Raw genomic sequence first — 20,492 nt, forward strand, 5'->3', positions numbered from 1 at the left:
TTAAAATGGAAAATAAAAATCAGGGTCAAGTAAAAGTAATTGACCAAAAGGAATTAGAAAGAAGAAAGAAAAAAGCCAAAAAACCATTTAGCCAAAGATTTAAGAAGAATCTACCTCTTATGGCCTTCTGTCTACCAGGCTTTATTTGGTTTGCCATAATGAGCTATTTGCCTATGTTTGGGGTAATTATCCCCTTTAAGGACTACAAGGTTTTTTCTAAGAATTTCTTCTATAATCTCTTTCATAGCGAATGGATTGGATTTGATAACTTCAAATTCTTCTTCCAAAGCAATGACGCTTGGGTTATCATAAGAAATACGATTTTGTACAATGCTTGCTTTATAGTTGTAAATATAGTTCTTGCTATGTTTACCGCCATAGCTCTTCATGAGCTTTTAAATAGAAAAGCTGCGAAGTTCTATCAGACCTCGCTCTTTCTGCCATATTTCTTATCTTGGGTTGTAATCTCTTATGCAGTATTTGCCTTTCTATCACCAGATAAGGGCTTGATAAATTCTCTTATTATGAAATTCGGTGGAAGAAGTAAGAATTGGTACACAACCAAGACTTGGTGGCCAGTATTTTTGGTAATCATTAATGCTTGGAAAGGCCTAGGTTATAATACAGTAGTTTACCTATCAGCCCTATCAGGAATTGATAAGACCTACTACGAGGCGGCTGTAATGGACGGAGCAAGTAAGTGGGAACAGATAAAATATATCACTATACCAATGCTAAAGCCTGTTGTTACTGTTTTATTTATAATGAGTCTTGCTAATATATTTAGGGCAGACTTTGGTTTGTTCTACCAAGTTCCAAGAGATTCGGGACCTTTGTATTCAGTTACAAACGTAATCGATACCTATGTATTTAGGGCCCTTATGAAAAATGGAGACATAGGCCTATCATCAGCCGTATCGCTTCTCCAATCAGCAGTTGGAGCAGTCCTAATAATAGGTGCCAATAAGATTGTCAAAAAATATGATCCACAAAGATCACTTTTCTAGGAGGATATATGCAAAAAGTAAATAAGAAAAAGCATTTTGATCCCTTAGAAGTAAGTAAGGGAGCTAATATAGGATTAAATATATATCTTATACTACTAACTATATCAGCGATTTTACCCTTCCTATTTGTATTTATAATATCAATTACGGATGAGTCAACACTTGCGATAAATGGCTATAGTTTATTTCCAGAAAAAATCAGCTTCGATGCCTACAAGCTAATTTTTAGCTCTGGTTCATCGATAGTTCAAGCCTACAAGGTATCGATATTTATAACAGTGGTTGGTGTAATATTAGCCCTAATCCTTACGACCCTATATGCTTATGCCCTATCAAGAGATGACTTTGAATTCAAGGGATTTTTTACAAAAGTCTCAACTATTCCAATGTTATTTTCCGGAGGGCTTGTAGCAAGTTATCTAGTAATGACGCAATTTTTGGGTCTTAGAAATTCGGTATGGGCACTTATCCTCCCCCTACTTCTAGGAACCTTTAATATAATAATAATGAGGACATTTTTTCAAACAAGTATACCAAAAGCCTTGATTGAGGCGGCGACGATCGATGGAGCCAATGAATTTCAAATATTTTTCAAAGTAGTGCTTCCCCTATCCTTGCCAGTACTTGCAACAATTGGACTATTCTTAACATTAGGTTATTGGAATGATTGGTATAACGCTATGCTGTACATAGACGACTTAGATAAAATACCTGTCCAATATCTCTTAATTAGAATACAAAATTCAACGGCCTTCCTCGCATCAAGAGGTAGCCAAATAGGAGGTGTAGCGAATCAGGCGATGAAAACTTTGCCACAGGAGACTTTGAGGATGGCTATAGTAGTTATAACAACTGCGCCAATTGCAATAACATATCCATTCTTCCAAAGATACTTCATAAGTGGCCTAACACTGGGAGCAGTTAAGGAATAATTCATTAATAAGGAGGGAAAAATGAATTTAGTTAAAAAATTTGCTTACACATCAATGGCTCTAATGCTTGCTCTAGGCATTTCAGCTTGCGGAAACAATGACGGAAATGTAGAAGATGAAAACAAAACCGAAACTAGTGAAAGCGTAGAAAACAAAGAAAACAAAGACGATAAAAAAGATAAAAATGCTAAAGATGACGAAGTTCCTACCTTAACTTATCTTAATATAGGAACCCCGCAAGCAGGAACGGAAGAGACAGTAAGTAAGATTAACGAATACCTTGATGAAAAAGAAGCTGGTTATCACTTAAATCTAATCTTCTATGATTGGGGAGATTATGAACAAAGACTTCAACTTGCTTCATCAACAGGAGAAGATTGGGATCTAGCCTTTACTGCAAGCTGGGCAGGACCTTACAAGACTCTAGTATCACAAAACGCCTTGATGGATCTAACTGACTTAATGGAAGGCAAGGAATTTGTTGATTTAATCAATCCTGATATGCTAAAAGGTGTTAGTGTAGACGGCAAAGTTTACGGAATCCCTGCAGCATATCCTGGAGTTGTTGCAGCTAACCAATTTGTATGGACAAAGAGCATGGTTGATAAATATAATATCGACTACAAGAATATCCAAAATATAGACCAATTAGAGCCTATCTTTGAAGAAGTAAAAGAAAAAGAAGGTATGCAATATCCATTTGGCGTATCTAAGGACTTCTTGTTCGCTATGCCAGAGCCTGTATATCAAGTTACAGATGGGGTAGCTGTAAGAGAAGAAGATGGCAAGCTTAAGGCTTACAACTTATATGCGGATGATCTTTATAAAGAACAAATCATGAAGATGAAAGATTATATGGACAAAGGATACATCTCACCATCAGCTCCACAAGTTGAGCCAGGAACAGTAATGCCAGAAAACGAAGTTCTACTAACAGAAGGTGAAGGAGAACCAGGATCTGCCGCTATATGGTCAGTTGCACCACGTAACGAAGTAGTATCAAATATAATTGGAGATAAGGTTCTTATATCTAACGACAAGGCTACAGGAAAGATGATTTCCATCAACTCACAAACTGATAAGGCAGAACTTGCAATGGACTTTATCAACAGAATGTTCACAGATAAAAACCTACAAGACATGCTATCTTACGGTGTTGAAGGCAAAAACTTCGAGTACAAAGACGGAAAAGTTGTAAAACACAATAAGGATTCTGATGGAATAGATAACGATTACGATGTACCATCATTTACCTTCCTATGTGCATTTAACAGAACTCCACTAGAGGGAGCTCCTGGAATTGGCGATGAAGAATTCGATAAGGAAGCAAAAGAATTTGAAGATAAACTAGTAGCATCTCCAGTATTAGGATTTACCCTAGACGAATCAAAGATAGCAACAGAAATAGCAAATGTTCAACAAACACAAAGCGAATACACCATCAACCTTAAGACAGGTGCCTTTGACGAAAGCTACTATCAAGAATTCTTAGATAAACTAAATACAGCAGGAATCGAAAAGGTAATAGAAGAAGTACAAGCACAATTAGATAATTGGGAAGGCGCTGATAAGCAATAAAAGAAAGCAGGAGAGATGAATTTACTAAAAAAACTTAGCATAAGCACACTCCTAGTTGGACTTAGCTTAAGTCTTTCTAGCTGCACAGCTTCCGATAATAAAGAAAAGTCCAAAAAAGCTTCAGAAGAGCTTCCTACCATAACTTATTATGATGTAGGAACTCCACAAGAAGATACAGGAGAGGTGGTAGAAGCTATAAATGAATATCTAGATAAATCTGATGCAGGATATCACCTAAACCTACAATTTTTCGATTGGGGCGAATATGAACAAAGACTTCAGCTTGCGTCAAATGCGGGAGATGACTGGGATATAGCCTTTACAGCTAACTGGTCTGGTCCTTATAAAAACTTGGTAGAGAAGGGAGCCTTTGCTGACATAACGGATCTTATAGATGAAAAAGGTCAAGCTATAAAAGATTCTCTTTCAGAAGACGTATTAAAGGGAGCTTCTATTGAAGGAAGACTATATGGTGCGCCAGCAGCTGCTAAAAATGTTGTTCCAGGCAATTATTTCGTTTGGAATAAAGCTTATGTAGATAAATATAAGATTGATATAGATAGTGTAAAGACTATAAAAGACCTTGAACCTTATCTTAAAGAGGTCAAGGAAAATGAAGCGAGCGTCGATTATCCTTTCAACATAGTAAGTGATTTCCTCCTTCAAACACCAACTCCACAGTCTGAAGCGACACCAGGAGTTGCCGTAAAAGAAGAAAATGGAAAGCTCATCGCCTACAATAGCTGGGCTGACCCAGAGCTTAAGAAACAATTAGACGTCCTAAAAGACTACATGGACAAGGGTTATATTAACCCATCAGCTCCTCAGATGAATGCGGGAGATGGAGAAGAAGGTGATAGGTGGCTAGTAACAAAAGCCGAAGGAGGTCCAGATTCGGATGGGATTTGGTCTAACTCCTTCAAGAGCGAAGTCATATCCTCCCCAGCAGGTAACAAAACAATAGTAACAAATCAAAAAGCTACTGGTTCTCTTGCCGCTATTAACTCCCAATCTGAGCACAAAGAATTGGCTATGGATTTTCTAAATAGAATGTATAGCGATAAGGAGCTTATGAGATATCTAACCTATGGAATAGAAGGCAAGCACTATGATTTAGTAGATGGAAAGGTTGAAAAGTACGAAGATACTAAATATGACGTACCAGCCTTTACCTTCCTAGCCTCTGAAAATATGACACCACTTACTACATCTGAAGATTCTGACACGCCAGAAGCTAAGGAAAAACTAGATAAGTTTTTAGAGAATTTAGAGCCTTCTCCTATACTAGGTTTCAACTTTGATAGGAAAAGCGTTGAAAGCGAGGCAGGAAATGTTGAACAGACAATTTTCGAATACGAGAAAAATCTCAAAACAGGTGCCTTTGATGAAGACTATTATCAAGAATTCTTAGATAAGCTTAATACTGCTGGAATTGATAAGTTGATAGAAGAAGTCCAAAACCAATTAGATAATTGGGATAGGAAATAGAAGTGAAAAAGACTTATGTTTAGGCATAGGTCTTTACTTTTGCAAACTATAATGAAAATTGTTTCATTTATTGGAAGTTTTTTTGAGAAATTAGAAAAGATTTAGGAGTTAATATGTTAGAAAAAAGAGGCCTTATTGAAGGGTTCTATGGAATCCCTCGGAGCTTTGAAGAAAGAATGTCTATGATTGGCTTTCTATCTGATATTGATATGAACCAATATGTCTATGCACCAAAGGATGACCCTTACCACAATGTAAAATGGAGAGAGCCTTATCCAGATGAGAAATTAGCCGAGATAAGTGAGCTTGCCAGTCTTTCAAAAAATAAGGGAGTCGACTTTGTTTGGGCTATTCATCCAGGGCAAAATTTGATTGATTTTAACTTGTATGAAGAAGAAATTGATAAGTTATTTACTAAATACGATAGTCTTCATAAGGCTGGTGTGACCTCATTTGCTCTTTGCATGGACGATATAGATAGGGACTTAGCCTATGAGCAAAGAGAATTTCATTTAAGATTAGTGAAAGATATCTTAAAGAAACTTAAAAGTTATGAAAACGAAAAACTTTTGTTTGTCCATCCTTGGTATAACAGTGCCTGGATTGATGAGAAGGGGGAGGAATACTTTAAGCTATTCAGAAATCTAGATAATTTAGAAATTATGTGGACAGGCTATGACGTAGTTGTTCCTATAACAAAAACTTCCCAAGAAAGATTTACAGAGATTTCCCAAAAAGAAGCCAACATTTGGTTTAACTGGCCTGTAAATGACTATCTAAGAGATAGAATATTTATGGAAATATTTGAGTTTTATGATTCAAGCGAGATAAACTACAAGTCAATCCTAACAAACCCGATGAATCAGGCAGAGCTAAGCAAGATATCTATCTATCAAATAGGAGAATTTGCCAAAGATCCAGCTGGCTTCGTCCCTATCGAATCTTTCAAAAGGGCCTTAGGCTATATAGATGAAAAAGTAGCTTCTGAGCTTTTTATAATAGCTGATTCCTTCTTTGCCTCAGGAGTTTACGATAGATTTGAGGATAAGAAATATAGGGAAGATTATGAGATTGGACTAGCTTATAGACAAAAAGATTTTGAAAAAGTTAAAAGCTTAATTGATAAGAAATTAGTTGCCATAGACTCCTACTTCAAAAACCGCACCAATGATAAATTGTACATGGAAGTAAAACCGTTTTTTACCTCCCTATCATATCTATTGGCAGCTGTTAAGGCAGCGATAGATAAAGACTTTAAGAAAGCCTCAAGCCTATATGAAAAGTGTGGGGAGTGTAAGGTAAAAATCTATAAAGAATTTAGCTTAGATACTATAGAATATAGGAAGGTCAAAACTTCTAGAGTCTTAATGAAAATCTACGAAGAGCTTATGGAGGAAGTAGAAAAATGAAAAAGACTATCCACATAGTAAGCCATACTCACTGGGACAGGGAATGGTACATGCCCTATGAGAAGCACCATATGCGCCTAATAGACCTTATGGATGGGGTGATAGAAGCCTTCAAGGATCCTGATTTTAAGTATTATTGGCTTGATGGCCATTACCTTCCTATAGAAGACTATCTAGAAGTTAAGCCAGAAAATAGGAAGATAATCGAGGAATTAATTGAGGCCGGTAAGCTTAAGCTAGGTCCTTGGTATATCTTGCAAGATGCCTTTCTCACGAGTGGAGAATCTAATATCAAAAATCTAAGTCTAGGAATTAAAAGTATAGAAAAATGGGGAAAGCCTTCGATGATTGGCTATTTCCCAGATACTTTTGGCAATATTGGTCAGGCTAGCCAAATTCTTCAAAAAGCAGGAATAAAGGTCGCCTACTTTGGAAGAGGGGTCAAGGCTACAGGCTTTGATAATGTGGTTATAGATGATTTCACTTCCAAAAACTCAGAGATTTATTGGAGGTCTCCTAATGGAGACGAGGTCTTGGGGATTCTTTTTGCTAACTGGTATAGCAATGGACTAGACATTCCAGAAAATGAGCTAGAGCTTAAAGCTTATATGGATCAAAAGATTTTAGATATGGAAAAGTACGCCTCAACTAATCAATTGCTCTTGATGAACGGTTGCGACCATTCACCTGTTCAAAAAAACATAGGCCAAATCATAAAAAAGGCCAACGAGCTTTATGAGGATTATGAATTTGTTCACTCAAACTTGGACTTGTATTTCGAAAGTGTAAGAAAAGAAGTTAAAGATATCGATACTATAAAAGGCGAGCTTAGAAGTCAAACGACTGATGGTTGGTGGACTCTAAATTCGACATCATCTTCTAGATATTATCTAAAAAAATTCAACAAGACTTTGGAGATGAGACTTGAAGAAATCATCCAGCCACTTTTTACTCTATTTGTTAAAAAGGAAGACTATCCTAGCGAAAAGATTGATTATTTCTACAAAAATCTCATCAAAAATCATCCCCATGATAGCATATGCGCATGCTCTGTGGATTCGGTTCATGATGGCAATCTCAGACGCTTCAAAGATGTAAGTGAAGGGCTTGATTATCTTTACGATCTAGCTAGGGAAAAAATCAGAGAAAATACCCAAAATACTAAGAAAAATAGCATCTGTGTCATAAACACTCTGCCATACAGGAGACTTAAGGAAGTTGAAAGAGAAATAGAAGTTGATAAGAAGTTTTTCGGTATAGATTTCCCAGAAGTTTATGATAGCTTATCTGGAAAAGAGATAAAAAGCTATAAGTTAGTTGATGAAAAAGGCGAGGAAATTCCAGCAGAGATTAGGTATTTGGGAACTGGATTTTCCTATGAGCTTCCTAATGATAAATTTAGAAAGCCTTACTTTGCCAACAAAATAAAGATTCGTTTTAGCCTAGAACTCGATCCTTTTGAGAAGAAAATTTTAAGTTTAGTAGAAGGAAGGTCTTCCTTCGAATCCAAAGAAATAGAAAAAAACATAGTCGAAAATGCTTACTATAGGATAGAAATTAAGGAAAAGGCAAATCTCGATATTTATGATAAGATAAATCAAATAACCTACAAAGATGTCCTCACCATAGAAGATACTGGTGATATAGGAAATGAGTATATTTATAGACAGTCTTCTGACAATTTGAGGATTCTTGGTGGGAAATTGATAGATAAAAAAATCATCAGAGAAAATGATAAGACAATTATAAGGCTTAGGGAAAAATTCTCCTTACCAGAAGGGGCGGAGGATAGGCTTAAGGATGAGCAAATCCGCCTTAATGATATTACAAGAAGAAGGGCCAATAGGAAAAAGACTTATGTCGATATGATAATCGAAAAAGAGATAAAAGTCTTCGATAAGAAAGCTCCCCTAGAGATTAAGATAAGGCTTAAAAATATAAGCAAGAATCATAGAATGAGGGTGCTTTTCGGTCATGATTTGAAAACTGATAAGGTATTTGCTGAATCTATATTTGAATGTGTCAAAAGAGATGCCTATCCTCCAGATACTTGGAAAAACCCAGATTATTCACAAAACTTCAATAGATATGTTCAAGTCGTAGATGATGATAAAAGAGGTTTTGGAGTCTCAGCCATAGGTCCTGCAGAATATGAAATGCTAGAAGATGAAGGCCTTTTCATCACACTTTTTAGGTCTGTCGGAGAGCTTGGAGATTGGGGATATTTTCCTACTCCAGATGCCCAACTTATAAAAGACGAGCTAAAGGATATGGAGTTTGACTTTTATTTTGATAGCTTTAAGGAAGATCTTGATAGAAATAGGATAGATATTCTTAAGGCTAGGCTAGATTTCTTTAACCTGGATCTTTTGGACAATAATGATAAAGATATATCTTTAAATATTCCTAATATAGATTTGGGAGCTAATCTATTTTCTACGATTTTTAGAAATGAAAAGGGACAAGCCTTCTTAAGGATTTATAATCCTAGCCCAAGCCCTAAAGCTATCGGTATTAAGGCAGATGAATATGATATTTTGGCAAGGAAGAAGATAAAAGATGGACCTTTTGGAGAAATTCCTCCATATGAAATTAAAACATACAGATTGGAGCTTTAATGAAAGAAATTGTAAAAGAATTGATCGATCAAGTTAATGAAAGCGATGATCTTAGTCCTGAGATAAAGAAAATTTTCGCCAAAGCAATAAATAACACTTTCACAACCACTATGAAAGAGACTGAAAGGGGAGATGTCTTCGTCATAACAGGAGATATAGAGGCCATGTGGCTAAGGGATTCTAGTGGACAAATAAGGCCGCTGTTTTATATAGATAGCAAAGAGGCTGATGAACTTATTAGGAAGGTCTTAAAAAGACAAATATTTTGTCTTGACAAAGATCTCTATGCTAATGCCTTTAACCTTAAGGCTAACTCCAGGAGCTGGAGCGATAAGGACATAACTGACTTCGATTCTCCTTGGATTTGGGAGAGAAAGTACGAGCTGGATTCACTGTGCTATGTTATGGAAGTGGCTTATATGTACTACGAGAAAACTCATGATAAGACGGTTTTTAATGAAGACTTCCTAAAAGTTTTAGAAAAAATCCTTGATTTAATTAAGCTAGAGCAAAATCACGAAAATTCTACCTATGAATTCGAAAGACCTGACCCTTGGGCACCTTCAGATTCCTTAAGAAATGGTAAGAGAGGAACTGAGATAGGATTTACAGGAATGAGCTGGACAGGTTTTAGGCCTAGCGATGATTCATGCTTATACCAATACCTTATTCCTTCCAATGCCTTCGCTACTGTGGTCTTAAAAAGACTTGCCAAGGCCTTAAGACAAGAAGAGATTAGACTTGATCTATGTGAAAAAATGGACGACTTGGCCATTGAGATAGATCATGGAATTAGGGAATATGGAATTATAGAAGATGAAGATTTTGGCAAAATTTATGCTTACGAAACAGATGGACTTGGATCTTATAATTTGATGGATGATGCTAATATCCCAAGCCTACTTTCCCTTCCTTATTTAGGATATGTAGATAAGAAAGATCCAATTTATAAAAACACTAGGGCCTTTATCCTTTCGGAAAAGAACAAGAATTATTTTGAAGGAAAGGCGGCCAAGGGAATAGGATCAGACCACACTCCCAAGGACTACATCTGGCATTTGGCCTTAGCAATGGAGCTTATGACAGCTGATTCTAGGGATGAGATGGATCGTATATTAGCTTATTTTGAAAAAACTCACGCAGGAAAATACCTGATGCATGAAGGTTTCCATAAGGATAATCCTAGCGAATATACCAGAGATTGGTTCTCCTGGGCTAATTCGATATTCGTAGAGGCAGTCCTAAGATATATAGGAATAGATATGGTAAAGGCTAGCTAAGATAGGCTTCACAAATCATATCGAGGATTAAGGTTACAGGAAAAATCTTTGAAATCTTGTAAGAATAGCTTGGATAGGGAGGCAATAAGATAGTGTTTGTCGCTATATTTTTAAGAGTAGACTCATTATTGCCAGTTATGGCGAGGATATTTGCATTTTTATCTTTTGCAAAGCGAACTCCTTCTAGGAGATTGTTGTTTTCTCCAGAAAGTGATATGGCTATCAATAAGTCTTTCGCATCAAGACTTTTAGTAAGTAGATTTATACTGTAAGGCTCTTTGGCGTAGTCGGTATTATTTAGGCCGATTTCTCCGAATTTGTAGACGAATTCATTGGCACAAAGACCAGACGAACCTATTCCTATAACGGCAATCCTTCCGAAACTATCAAAAGATTTGATAAAGCTAAGAGTTTTCTCATCGAAGGCTTCGATAGAATTAATAAAATTAATATAAATCTCTTGGCTAAGGGACTTAGTCCTTCTAGGTTTTTTAGAAATATCAAACTTAAGCTCAGAGAAACCATCAAATCCAAGCTTTTGGGCAAACCTTGTAATGGTGGAGTTTGAGACTTTAAGGATTTCGGATAAGTCATTGATATTTATATGACTAAAGTCGACATTTATATCTTTGATTTTATCAACGATAATATTTTCTGACTTAGATAACTTTATATTTTTTGAGCTTATTATGTCCATAATAAAATTGTAATTAGCATTTGTCATTTGATCACTCCTAGAGATAATTATAACATAAGAGGAAAACAATGTATTTAGTATTTGATATTGGTGGCTCATCTACCAAGTATGCACTTATAGAAAATGAAAAAATAATTATGAAAGATTCGGACAAAAGTCTTCCCACTATGAAAGAATTTATAGAGTTTTTGGAAGATACTACAGAATCTTTCCTTAAAGATTATGATATAGAAGCTATTGGATTCTCATCTCCTGGTAGGGTTGATAGCAAAACGCTTGAGGTGGGAGGACTAAGTGCTCTCAATTATTTAGCTGAGAAAAATTTTGCAAAACATATAGAGGATAAATATTCTATCCCAGTTGCTATAGAAAATGACGCAAACTGTGCGGCCCTTGGAGAAATATATTATAAAAATCCTGAGGAAAATCTCCTAGCCTTTGTAATAATTGGGTCGGGTATTGGAGGGGCCTTAGTTAAAGATTCTCAAATTATAAGGGGCTTAAGTCTTGAAAGTGGCGAGTTTGGCTATATGCTCTTTAACGACTTTGGTAAAATCAAAAACTTATCCAGCCTAGGGACTTTACCAAATGTAAGGCGCACTATAAAAGAAAAATACGGTATAGATTCGGACACATACGAAATATTTGATAAGTATCTTAAGAAAGAGAATCCTTTCTATGGAGAAGTAGATAAGATGTTTACCTACCTTGCTATGGGCCTATACAACATAGCCTATGCTATTAATCCGGAAGTAATCTATATAGGAGGGGCTGTTTCTGAGGATGAAAGATTTATAAATTCCATTAGAGAAAAATTAGAAGATGATATTTTCCGAGGAGTTAGCTTAAATATTAGGCCAGTGTCCTTTTATAATGACAATAATCTCTATGGAGCCTATGCGAATATTAAATTAAAAGAAGAAAGGATAAAAAATGATTAAATTTCCTAAGGATTTCCTATTTGGTTCTGCAACATCCGCCTGCCAATCAGAAGGCGGACAAGTTGATGGGAAAAGTGAAAGTATTTGGGACTATTGGTATAAGAAAGAACCTTACAAGTTTCACGACAGAATAGGACCAGAAAATACATCGAATTTTTACTTTGATTATAAGGAAAATGTAGAACTCTTAGAAAAAATAGGCCATAATTCCTTCAGGACTTCTATTTCTTGGGCAAGACTTATACCTAAAATGGACGGTAAGGTAAATCCTAAGGCCGTGGACTTTTACGAAAATTATTTCAAGGAAATCAAGGCCAAAGGAATCAAGCTTTTCGTAAATCTGTTTCACTTCGATATGCCTATGTATCTTCAAGAAATAGGGGGATGGGAAAATAAGGAAGTTGTCGAAAGATATGTATCCTATGCAAAGACTTGCTTTAAGCTTTTTGGTAAATACGCCGACTGTTTTTTTACCTTCAATGAGCCAATAGTTCATGTAGAATGTGGTTATCTATACCAATATCACTATCCTTGCGAAGTAAATCCCAAAAAGGCTGTCCAAGTTGCTTATAATACCCAACTTGCTTCAGCTTTGGCTATTAAAGCCCTAAGGGAGATAGATAAGGATAAAAAAATTGGCATAATCTTAAACTTAACCCCAGCTTATCCTAGAAGCCAGAACGAAAACGACCTAAAGGCGGCTGAGATTGCAGACTTATTTGCTCAGAAATCCTTCCTGGACCCATCAGTTCTAGGAGTTTATCCTAAAAAGCTTGTAGAAATTATAAAAAAGGAAGGGTTAATTCCAGAATATAGCAAAAAAGAGCTTGATATAATAAAAGAAAATACCGTTGACTTTCTTGGAGTAAATTACTACCAACCCTTGAGGGTTATGGAAAATCCTTATACATATAAGGAAAGTGCAATCTTTATGCCAAGTAAATATTATCTTTCCTACGATATGCCAGGCAAGAGGATGAATCCCTACAGGGGCTGGGAGATATATCCAAAAGCCATCTACGATATAGCCATAAATATCAAGGAAAATTACAATAATATCGACTGGATGATTACGGAAAATGGCATGGGGGTAGAAAACGAGGAAAGATTTAGGAAAGACGGAAGGATTGAGGACGATTACAGAATTGATTTTATCAAAGAACATCTGACATATCTAAGTAAGGCTATTGATGAGGGGGCCAACTGCAAGGGTTACCATTTGTGGACCTTTATAGACAACTGGTCTTGGCTTAATGCTTACAAAAATAGGTATGGGCTTGTAGAATATAAGCTAGAAACTGGACAAAGATTAATCAAAAAATCAGGTCTTTGGTTTAAGAAGCTTAGCGAAGAGAAGGGATTCTAGGAAAATTATTATCTATTTCAAATCAATTTCCCTAATTGACAAAAATCCCTTATAATATAAGTAAGAACTATAAAGGAGTAAGTATGTACGGATCTATTGAATTGGGCGGAACCAAGATTAGGTGCGCCATTTTAGATGAAATCGGAAATATTGTCAAAGAAATTAGGGTAGAGACCAAGGACCCTGAGGAAAATATGAAGGATGTGGTGGATTTTCTTAAGAAAAATCCTGTAGAAAGCATTGGAATCGGAGCCTTCGGACCAATCGATGTGGACAAGGAGTCAAAGACTTACGGCTTTGTCCTAGAAACTCCAAAGAAGCTTTGGAGAAACTTTGACCTTCTAGGATCTATCAAGAAAGAACTCAACCTACCTATGGGCTTTACTACAGATGTTGGAGCTAGTGGAATTGGTGAATATAGGTATGGAGCTAGCAAGGATAAGAGATCTTCCCTCTACCTAACTATAGGAACTGGAGTCGGCGGATCTTATATCCAAGATGGGACCTTACTTCAAGGATTTTCTCATCCTGAGATGGGACACATTGAGATTGCTAGGGAAGAAGGAGATGAGGTAGAAAGCTTCTGCGACTTCCACGATTCTTGCTTTGAAGGACTTTGTGCAGGACCTGCCCTTGAACTTAGGACTGGACAAAGGGGAGAGAATCTCGATAAGGATGACCCAGCCTTTGATATCCTCGCCAAATATATAGCCAAGGGCCTTATGACCTACACCATGATCCTAAGACCTCATATCATAATAATTGGAGGCGGAGTAGCCAATAAGGAAGGGATGATTGAAAAAATCAGAAGAGAATTTGAAAAATTAGATAATCACTATATAGATATTCCTAATGCGGATGAATATATAGTCTTTCCTGAGCTTGGCAACGAAGCAGGACTAATCGGAGGATATGTACTTGCCAAGGAAGCCTTAAAGGAAGAATAAAAATAAGCTCTCGCTTGGACTTATCCTAAGTGAGAGCTTTTAACTTACTTTCTTTTAGCTTCTAGTATTAGGTTTTGTTTTAGATTCCACAAGTCTTGGGATAGGTCGACATAATAGTTATGAGGCTGGTCGAATCTCTTAACTTCTTCCCATAAGCTTTTAACTTCTCCTTTAGAATAAGAAGCAATTTCTTCAAGGCTTGGGCTTTCGTATACCAAATCTCCCTTATCGAAGATTTGAACTTGCATAGGTCGAGCCTTATAGTTTTCCATCCTCTTCATCTTCCAGGTAAAGAGTGGATCAAATATTACCATTGGTTTAGAATCGTCTATTTTTTCATCAGCTAAGGCGATGTAGTCTGCTTCTGCCTTGCCGGTTTCCTTATCATATAATCTGTAGACTTTCTTCTCGCCTGGAGTTGTGATTTTTTCTACGTTTTCTGAGACCTTTATCTTTGCCTCGATCTTTCCTTCTGTCTCTATTGCGACAAGCTTATAGACACCTCCAAAGACTGGGTCAGATTTGGCTGTGATTAGCCTTTCTCCTATACCAAATGAGTCGATTTTTGCTCCTTGGGAGAGGAGGGATTCGATTTTGAATTCATCTAGGGAGTTACTAGCCACGATTTTGGCATCGGTGAAGCCATTTTCATCTAGGATTTTTCTTACTTCCTTGGATAGGTAGGCCAAGTCTCCTGAGTCAATTCTTACTCCTCCACTAAGACCTTTTGGAACTAGTTCTTCCTCAAAGACCCTCATAGCATTAGGAAGGCCTGATCTTAGGGTATCGTAGGTATCGATTAAGAGGATACAATTATCAGGATAGGACTTAGCATAGGTCTTAAAGGCTTCATACTCGGTCGGAAAGGCTTGAATCCAAGAGTGAGCCATGGTGCCACTTGCCTTAAACTTATATTTTTGGGCAGAGTAGGTGTTACTTGTAATAGGTGCTCCTCCTATATAAGCAGCCCTTGCTCCGTTTATGGAAGCATCTGCTCCCTGGGCGCGTCTTGCCCCAAATTCCATAACTAGCCTATCTCCAGCAGACCTTACAATTCTGTTAGTCTTGGTCGCAACAAGGGAGTTAAAGTTCATTGATAAGAGTAGGTAAGTCTCTATAATAGAACATTCTATAATAGGGGCCTTGACTGTAACTATGGGTTCGTTAGGAAACATTACTGAACCTTCAGGAAAGGCCCAAATATCTCCAGTAAATTTGAAATCTCTCAAATAATCAAGAAAGCCCTCAGAAAAATCAGCATTTTCTCTAAAATATTCAATGTCTTCTTCGCTAAAACTTAGATTCTTAACATATTCTATTATATCATTAAGACCTGCGAAGATTGAGAAACCAGCCTCGTCGGGATTTCTCCTATAGTAGGCATCAAAGACTGCTATAGTGTCTTTCATACCATTGTTAAAGTAAGCATTTGCCATAGTGAATTCATAAAAATCACTAAGCATGGTTAAATTTCTATCTTCTTTCATAATCTCCTCGTTTTCTTTTCACTTCTTAATATTATACCCTATTAGAGTGGAGATTAGATATTTTTTAACAAAAAGGGTAAAAGATTAGTAAAGACTTAGATAAGAATAGGAGAATGTATGTATATTTTTGATATAGACGGTACTTTGTTAAACACGATAGACTCAATTAGCTTTCATATAAATAAGACCTTGAAGGAATTTGGCCTAGGCAAGATTGATAAGGAAAAGGTGAGAGCCTTTGTGGGAAATGGTCCTGTAGTCTTGGTAAATAAGACCTTGGACTTTCTAGGAGCAAGCGATGAGGAAGACTTTAGGAAGAAATTCCTAGATACTTACAACAAATCCTACGATGATGATCCAACTTATCTACTAAAGGCCTACGAAGGAATAAAGGAAAGCATAGACATCTTAAAAGGAAGAGGAGAGATAATAGCTTGCTTTTCTAACAAACCAGATTCTACCTGCAAGAAGGTCATAAGCCATGTTTTCGGCAAGGATTATTTTGATTTTATCCTAGGCTATAAGGAAAGTTATGAGAGAAAGCCATCTCCTGAAGGCATAATGATAATCAAGGAGAGATTCGGGGTTAATTTTTCTGATATTTTATACTTTGGAGATAGCGAAGTAGATATGAAGTGCGGGAAAAACTCTGGAATCTTTACTGTAGGATGTTCCTGGGGCTTTAGGTCAAGGGAAGTTCTCGAGAAAGAAAATCCAGATCTTATAATAGATGATCCGAAAGAGATTAAAGATATAAGGAGGATATGATGGGAAAAGTAAAACTTTGTAGGATTGACTCAAGATTATCTCACGGCAAGGTTGTCGAGATTTGGTCTAAAGAATTAAAAACTGAGACGGTTATAATTGCCAATGACGAAGTAAGTCGTGACGATTTTAGAAAAAAGGTCATGGACCTTACTATTCCTGATGATATATCAGCCTACTATTTGAAGCCATCCGAAGTAGGAGTCTTTCTTAAAGACTATGAGAAAGATGTATTTTTAATTGTTGCGAGTGCCCAAGATTTAGAGACTATAAGCAAGCAAGATATAGAAATTCCTGAAGTAAATATCGGGATAATCCATATGTCAATCGGCAAAAAATCCCTAACAGAAGAAGTAGCGGTTGACGAAGATGACCTTAGGATATTTAGGGAATTTTTAGAAAATGGGTCTGACGTCTATGTCAGACTAAGTCCATATTCCCAAAGAATGGAGCTTAAGAATTTATTTGATAAAAATTAAGAATGAAAAAACGAAAACACAAGGTCAAGTGTTCTCGTTTTTTTATTACTCATCTTTCAAAGAAAATTTCTTCCTCATCCACATCTTCACTATAAAAAATAAAAGAATCATATAAAGGATTACAAGAAGGGTGATGAGGATAGAAAGATAATTTCTATTGTTTCCAAAATAAAGACAAAGAGGAAAGATTAGCCCGAAAAATACAAGGCCTAAGCATATTGCGACCTTGCCAGCAAACTTATTTCCATAGTCCCAAGTTTCTTTAGAATAGCACACTTCCCAAACGTGAAAGCCAACGGCCATTTCAGGATAGGAAGAGTGAAAATTTATCAAAAATATGCCGATATAAATACTAAAAATCAAAAGTAGGATATCGGTTATTATCAAAGGTCCCATATTTCACCTCACTTTCTAGTATTATACCAATCATAACCCATTAAACGAGCCTATTTACTTCCTAAAAAATAATATTTATGTTATCCTTATTAAGAGGTACTTATGAAAATATTAATAACTAGTGACTGGTACTATCCTGTTGTAAATGGAGTAGTGAGGTCAGTATTAAATCTTAAAGAATATCTAGAAAATAGGGGTCATGAAGTAAAAGTTCTGACCCTTTCAAATACGATGAAGTCATACAAGGCTGGAAATATCTACTATGTAGGAAGTCTTTCTGCGAGGAAAATTTATCCAGAGGCTCGTGTTACCAATCTCTTATCCAAAACTCATATAAAGGAATTAGAAGGCTGGGGGCCTGATATAATCCATTCCCAGTGTGAATTTTCGACCTTCATTATGGCCAAAACCATAGCCCACGATCTTAAAATTCCTATTATTCACACCTATCACACGATCTATGAGGATTACACTCATTATTTTATAGGAAATAAGACTATGGGTAAAAAGGCCGTTGCCCTTGCTAGCAAGAAATTCTCAGACCTTTGCAACGGACTTATAGCTCCTAGCGAGAAGACTGCCAAGCTTCTTAGAGAATATGGGGTAGATGAAGGGAAAATTTCTGTAATAGCTACAGGAATCCGTATCCCAGACTTACTAACTGAAAATCCCAGGAAGGATTTGGGAATTGATGAGAAGGAAAAAGTCCTCCTCTATTTAGGTAGGATTGGCGAGGAGAAAAATATAGAAGAGCTTGTGGATTTTTATCAAAAAATAGATGACCCTGATGTCAAGCTTTACATAGTTGGTGGAGGCCCTCACCTAGATGATCTTATGGACTTTGCTAGAAGTTTTCCCAAAAAGGTCAATTTCCTAGGAATGGTTAATCCGGAAGATGTAAATAAATACTATCAGATGGCGGACGTCTTCGTATCAGGTTCTACTTCAGAGACCCAGGGACTTACCTATTATGAGGCCCTATCCAATGGGACTGTAGCAGTATGTAGGAAGGATGCGGCTCTTTGTGGAGTAATCGTCAATGGCTACAATGGATATGTTTATGAGAATTTTGAAGAGTTTGAAAAGATTATAAATAAGGTTTTAAATAAGGAATTTAAGACCTATCTTTCTAAAAATGCCAGATCCTATGCCATAGAGAAATTCTCCATCGAGGCCTTTGGAGAAAAATGTGAGAGGCTTTACCAAAAAGCTATTGAAGAGTACGAGTATGAAAGTTTTAATATATTCAAAAGATTATGATAGGGTAAAGGAAAGTGGAGTAGGCAAGGCCATAGACCATCAGAAAAAAGCCTTGAGAAAAATAGGCTTTGACTTTACTACAGATGAGAAAGAAGATTATGACATTGTCCATATCAATACCGTCCTTCCAGGAGCGGTGGCCTTTGCAAAAAATGCCAGGAAAAGAGGTAAGAAGGTAATCTATCATGGTCATTCTACCATGGAAGACTTTAGAAATTCCTTCATTTTCTCAAACCAGCTAGCTCCCCTCTTTAAAAAATGGCTAGTCCACGCCTATAAGCTAGGAGACTTAGTCCTTACTCCGAGCGAATATTCTAAAAAAATCCTTGAAACTTACGATATAAATAGAGAGATTTGTGTAGTATCCAATGGAATTGACCTCGACTTTTGGAAGGAAAAGGAAGGGGATAGAGACAAGTTTTATGAAAAATACGGGCTTGATAAAAACAAGAAATCTATAATCTCTGTAGGCCTTCCCATCAAGAGAAAGGGCATAGATGACTTCATAAGACTAGGTCAAAGTCTTCCCCAATATGAATTCGTCTGGTTTGGTAAGCTCGATAGGGCCTTGATGAGTCCAAATATCAAAAAGCTTATAGACGGAGCTCCTTCTAATGTAAGCTTTCCTGGATATGTAAATAGTGAAGATCTAAGACTTGCCTACTCAGGATCGGACCTCTATCTTTTCCTAACCCACGAGGAGACTGAAGGAATTGTCTTACTAGAAGCCCTTGCTACTAGGGCAGATATTTTGATTAGAGATATAGAGATATTTGAGAAGGACTATGAAGATGGAGTTAATATCTACAAGGGATCTAGCCTAGAAGAGTTTGAGGAGAAGATAGTAGGCATTTGCGAAGGGAGACTAAAATCTCTTAAGGATTTTGCCTACAAGAAGGCCTGCGATAAATCTATAGAAAAAACAGGAAGAAAACTTGTAGAAATATATGAAAGGGTGATGAATAATGAGATCAGTTGTTAAGCTTTTAGCTTATATTTTACTAGCAGTACTTGTGCCAAGCCTTGTAATGGGTGCGGTAAGCCTTTTGGGAGCTTCTAATATTGTGGTAATTATAAGCCAGTTTGTGATAATGCTAATTATGGTGTTTGCTTTTACCAAATCCTTTGACTACATTAGAAGATACGAGAAAAATACTATGGATATGATGGGAAGGGCGAAAACTGTCGGAGAGCTTAGAAAGCTTAGGGAAGAAAGACTTTCATATAAGTCCAAGGCTATGATTACAAATGAGATGCTAAACAGGGAATTTTCTGAAGAAGAGGCCGAAAAGCTTAAGAAATACACCAATTCTACAGAAGATATGAAACATTACTATTCAGCCCTCATATCAAATTCTTCTGGAAAGAGACGAGAAGAGCTTAAGATCAGAAGAGATAATTTCAAGAAAAAGTACGGAAAGAAGGCTAGGGTGTATCCAGATTTTAGGGAAAATCTTAAGACTTGTGGAAAATGGCTGGGCCTATTTTTCCTTCTGGCCATATTTTTTGCTTCTATTAAATCTCGGGTTTCTGGAAATCCAGGCTTTGCTATGCTTATCTATATAATTCAAATTATTATGCTATTTACTTTTATGATCAATGCCATAATTTGGCTTATAAGATGCGTCATATCTTTTTGGGATAGGAAATTTATCTAAGAAAGAGGCTGTTGCAGAATGAATAAATCGTACCATTATCGTTAGAAGAACCTCCACGGAAAGTCTCAATAAGCCGACGGGCTAATCGCCTCCATCAGCCGGCAGGTGCTAATTAGCCTACCGGCTAGTAGAGGTAAAATTTCCTAAGAGAACCTTCTAACGATGGTACGATGATTATTCATAG

General features: G+C 36.7%; 18 protein-coding genes. 15 read left to right on the plus strand and 3 right to left on the minus strand.

The features are described from left to right. Positions 1-5 precede the first annotated feature (5 nt). From APRE_RS00735 to APRE_RS00765, 7 genes are all read left to right on the plus strand, one after another. Positions 6-1,007: an ABC transporter permease gene (locus tag APRE_RS00735; protein ID WP_012803615.1), complete on the plus strand. Its 1,002-nt coding sequence runs from the start codon at positions 6-8 to the stop codon at positions 1,005-1,007. 8 nt (positions 1,008-1,015) lie between these two features. Then, on the plus strand, positions 1,016-1,939 hold the full coding sequence (locus APRE_RS00740; RefSeq protein ID WP_012803616.1) for a carbohydrate ABC transporter permease: 924 nt from the start codon (positions 1,016-1,018) through the stop codon (positions 1,937-1,939). Between the two features lie 21 nt (positions 1,940-1,960). Next, entirely contained in the window at positions 1,961-3,517 is a 1,557-nt protein-coding gene (locus APRE_RS00745; protein WP_012803617.1) for an ABC transporter substrate-binding protein, read from the plus strand. 15 nt (positions 3,518-3,532) lie between these two features. After that, the gene (locus APRE_RS00750) at positions 3,533-5,005 is read left to right on the plus strand and encodes an extracellular solute-binding protein (protein WP_012803618.1); all 1,473 of its coding nucleotides are present in this window, start codon (positions 3,533-3,535) and stop codon (positions 5,003-5,005) included. Between the two features lie 113 nt (positions 5,006-5,118). Next, positions 5,119-6,414, plus strand: a complete 1,296-nt coding sequence (locus APRE_RS00755) for a beta-N-acetylglucosaminidase domain-containing protein (protein WP_012803619.1) — start codon at positions 5,119-5,121, stop codon at positions 6,412-6,414. Further along, positions 6,411-9,032, plus strand: a complete 2,622-nt coding sequence (locus APRE_RS00760) for an alpha-mannosidase (protein WP_012803620.1) — start codon at positions 6,411-6,413, stop codon at positions 9,030-9,032. Before APRE_RS00755 ends, APRE_RS00760 begins: the two co-directional genes overlap by 4 nt. Continuing rightward, the gene (locus APRE_RS00765) at positions 9,032-10,312 is read left to right on the plus strand and encodes a glycoside hydrolase family 125 protein (RefSeq protein WP_012803621.1); all 1,281 of its coding nucleotides are present in this window, start codon (positions 9,032-9,034) and stop codon (positions 10,310-10,312) included. The genes APRE_RS00760 and APRE_RS00765 overlap by 1 nt, the downstream gene beginning before the upstream one ends. On the opposite strand, the gene APRE_RS00770 is transcribed toward APRE_RS00765, so the two are convergent. Beyond that, the gene (locus tag APRE_RS00770; RefSeq protein WP_012803622.1) at positions 10,305-11,036 is read right to left on the minus strand and encodes a MurR/RpiR family transcriptional regulator; all 732 of its coding nucleotides are present in this window, start codon (positions 11,034-11,036) and stop codon (positions 10,305-10,307) included. The genes APRE_RS00765 and APRE_RS00770 overlap by 8 nt on opposite strands. A gap of 41 nt (positions 11,037-11,077) precedes the next feature. Here APRE_RS00770 and APRE_RS00775 point away from each other — a divergent pair, with 41 nt between their 5' ends. The 3 genes from APRE_RS00775 (at position 11,078) to APRE_RS00785 (ending at position 14,263) form a co-directional block, all read left to right on the plus strand. Further along, positions 11,078-11,950 (plus strand): ROK family protein, encoded by an 873-nt coding sequence (locus APRE_RS00775; RefSeq protein ID WP_012803623.1) that lies wholly within the window; start codon positions 11,078-11,080, stop codon positions 11,948-11,950. Further along, positions 11,943-13,316, plus strand: coding sequence for a glycoside hydrolase family 1 protein (locus APRE_RS00780; RefSeq protein ID WP_012803624.1), 1,374 nt, complete (start codon positions 11,943-11,945; stop codon positions 13,314-13,316). The genes APRE_RS00775 and APRE_RS00780 overlap by 8 nt, the downstream gene beginning before the upstream one ends. A gap of 83 nt (positions 13,317-13,399) precedes the next feature. After that, entirely contained in the window at positions 13,400-14,263 is an 864-nt protein-coding gene (locus APRE_RS00785) for an ROK family protein (protein ID WP_012803625.1), read from the plus strand. Between the two features lie 44 nt (positions 14,264-14,307). Here the strand turns inward: APRE_RS00785 and APRE_RS00790 are convergent, their stop codons facing one another. Beyond that, a complete protein-coding gene (locus tag APRE_RS00790; RefSeq protein ID WP_012803626.1) occupies positions 14,308-15,750 on the minus strand; it encodes a nicotinate phosphoribosyltransferase in 1,443 nt (480 codons plus the stop codon). Between the two features lie 117 nt (positions 15,751-15,867). On the opposite strand from APRE_RS00790, the gene APRE_RS00795 reads away from it, so the two are divergent. Both APRE_RS00795 and APRE_RS00800 read left to right on the plus strand, forming a co-directional pair. Further along, positions 15,868-16,518 carry an HAD family hydrolase gene (locus APRE_RS00795; protein ID WP_012803627.1) on the plus strand — a complete coding sequence of 217 codons (651 nt, stop codon included), beginning with the start codon at positions 15,868-15,870 and terminating at the stop codon, positions 16,516-16,518. Further along, positions 16,518-16,994: a PTS sugar transporter subunit IIB gene (locus APRE_RS00800; protein WP_012803628.1), complete on the plus strand. Its 477-nt coding sequence runs from the start codon at positions 16,518-16,520 to the stop codon at positions 16,992-16,994. Before APRE_RS00795 ends, APRE_RS00800 begins: the two co-directional genes overlap by 1 nt. 45 nt (positions 16,995-17,039) lie before the next feature. Here the strand turns inward: APRE_RS00800 and APRE_RS00805 are convergent, their stop codons facing one another. Beyond that, positions 17,040-17,390, minus strand: coding sequence for an SdpI family protein (locus APRE_RS00805; protein ID WP_012803629.1), 351 nt, complete (start codon positions 17,388-17,390; stop codon positions 17,040-17,042). A gap of 102 nt (positions 17,391-17,492) precedes the next feature. On the opposite strand from APRE_RS00805, the gene APRE_RS00810 reads away from it, so the two are divergent. The 3 genes from APRE_RS00810 to APRE_RS00820 are packed head-to-tail and all read left to right on the plus strand — an operon-like array spanning position 17,493 to position 20,308. Then, positions 17,493-18,650, plus strand: a complete 1,158-nt coding sequence (locus APRE_RS00810) for a glycosyltransferase (protein ID WP_012803630.1) — start codon at positions 17,493-17,495, stop codon at positions 18,648-18,650. After that, entirely contained in the window at positions 18,619-19,632 is a 1,014-nt protein-coding gene (locus tag APRE_RS00815) for an LTA glycolipid anchor biosynthesis glycosyltransferase, IagA/BgsA family (protein WP_012803631.1), read from the plus strand. The genes APRE_RS00810 and APRE_RS00815 overlap by 32 nt, the downstream gene beginning before the upstream one ends. Next, positions 19,616-20,308, plus strand: a complete 693-nt coding sequence (locus tag APRE_RS00820) for a hypothetical protein (protein ID WP_012803632.1) — start codon at positions 19,616-19,618, stop codon at positions 20,306-20,308. The genes APRE_RS00815 and APRE_RS00820 overlap by 17 nt, the downstream gene beginning before the upstream one ends. Positions 20,309-20,492 lie beyond the last annotated feature (184 nt).

The sequence above is a fragment of the Anaerococcus prevotii DSM 20548 genome, from assembly GCF_000024105.1.
Taxonomy (GTDB): Bacteria; Bacillota; Clostridia; order Tissierellales; family Peptoniphilaceae; genus Anaerococcus; species Anaerococcus prevotii.

Excerpts from the sequence above, each read along its gene's own strand:
- APRE_RS00735 (WP_012803615.1), top strand. The coding sequence starts at position 6 with ATGGAAAATAAAAATCAGGGTCAAGTAAAAGTAATTGACCAAAAGGAA.
- APRE_RS00740 (WP_012803616.1), top strand. The coding sequence starts at position 1,016 with ATGCAAAAAGTAAATAAGAAAAAGCATTTTGATCCCTTAGAAGTAAGT.
- APRE_RS00745 (WP_012803617.1), top strand. The coding sequence starts at position 1,961 with ATGAATTTAGTTAAAAAATTTGCTTACACATCAATGGCTCTAATGCTT.
- APRE_RS00750 (WP_012803618.1), top strand. The coding sequence starts at position 3,533 with ATGAATTTACTAAAAAAACTTAGCATAAGCACACTCCTAGTTGGACTT.
- APRE_RS00755 (WP_012803619.1), top strand. The coding sequence starts at position 5,119 with ATGTTAGAAAAAAGAGGCCTTATTGAAGGGTTCTATGGAATCCCTCGG.
- APRE_RS00760 (WP_012803620.1), top strand. The coding sequence starts at position 6,411 with ATGAAAAAGACTATCCACATAGTAAGCCATACTCACTGGGACAGGGAA.
- APRE_RS00765 (WP_012803621.1), top strand. The coding sequence starts at position 9,032 with ATGAAAGAAATTGTAAAAGAATTGATCGATCAAGTTAATGAAAGCGAT.
- APRE_RS00770 (WP_012803622.1), bottom strand. The coding sequence starts at position 11,036 with ATGACAAATGCTAATTACAATTTTATTATGGACATAATAAGCTCAAAA.
- APRE_RS00775 (WP_012803623.1), top strand. The coding sequence starts at position 11,078 with ATGTATTTAGTATTTGATATTGGTGGCTCATCTACCAAGTATGCACTT.
- APRE_RS00780 (WP_012803624.1), top strand. The coding sequence starts at position 11,943 with ATGATTAAATTTCCTAAGGATTTCCTATTTGGTTCTGCAACATCCGCC.
- APRE_RS00785 (WP_012803625.1), top strand. The coding sequence starts at position 13,400 with ATGTACGGATCTATTGAATTGGGCGGAACCAAGATTAGGTGCGCCATT.
- APRE_RS00790 (WP_012803626.1), bottom strand. The coding sequence starts at position 15,750 with ATGAAAGAAGATAGAAATTTAACCATGCTTAGTGATTTTTATGAATTC.
- APRE_RS00795 (WP_012803627.1), top strand. The coding sequence starts at position 15,868 with ATGTATATTTTTGATATAGACGGTACTTTGTTAAACACGATAGACTCA.
- APRE_RS00800 (WP_012803628.1), top strand. The coding sequence starts at position 16,518 with ATGGGAAAAGTAAAACTTTGTAGGATTGACTCAAGATTATCTCACGGC.
- APRE_RS00805 (WP_012803629.1), bottom strand. The coding sequence starts at position 17,390 with ATGGGACCTTTGATAATAACCGATATCCTACTTTTGATTTTTAGTATT.
- APRE_RS00810 (WP_012803630.1), top strand. The coding sequence starts at position 17,493 with ATGAAAATATTAATAACTAGTGACTGGTACTATCCTGTTGTAAATGGA.
- APRE_RS00815 (WP_012803631.1), top strand. The coding sequence starts at position 18,619 with ATGAAAGTTTTAATATATTCAAAAGATTATGATAGGGTAAAGGAAAGT.
- APRE_RS00820 (WP_012803632.1), top strand. The coding sequence starts at position 19,616 with ATGAGATCAGTTGTTAAGCTTTTAGCTTATATTTTACTAGCAGTACTT.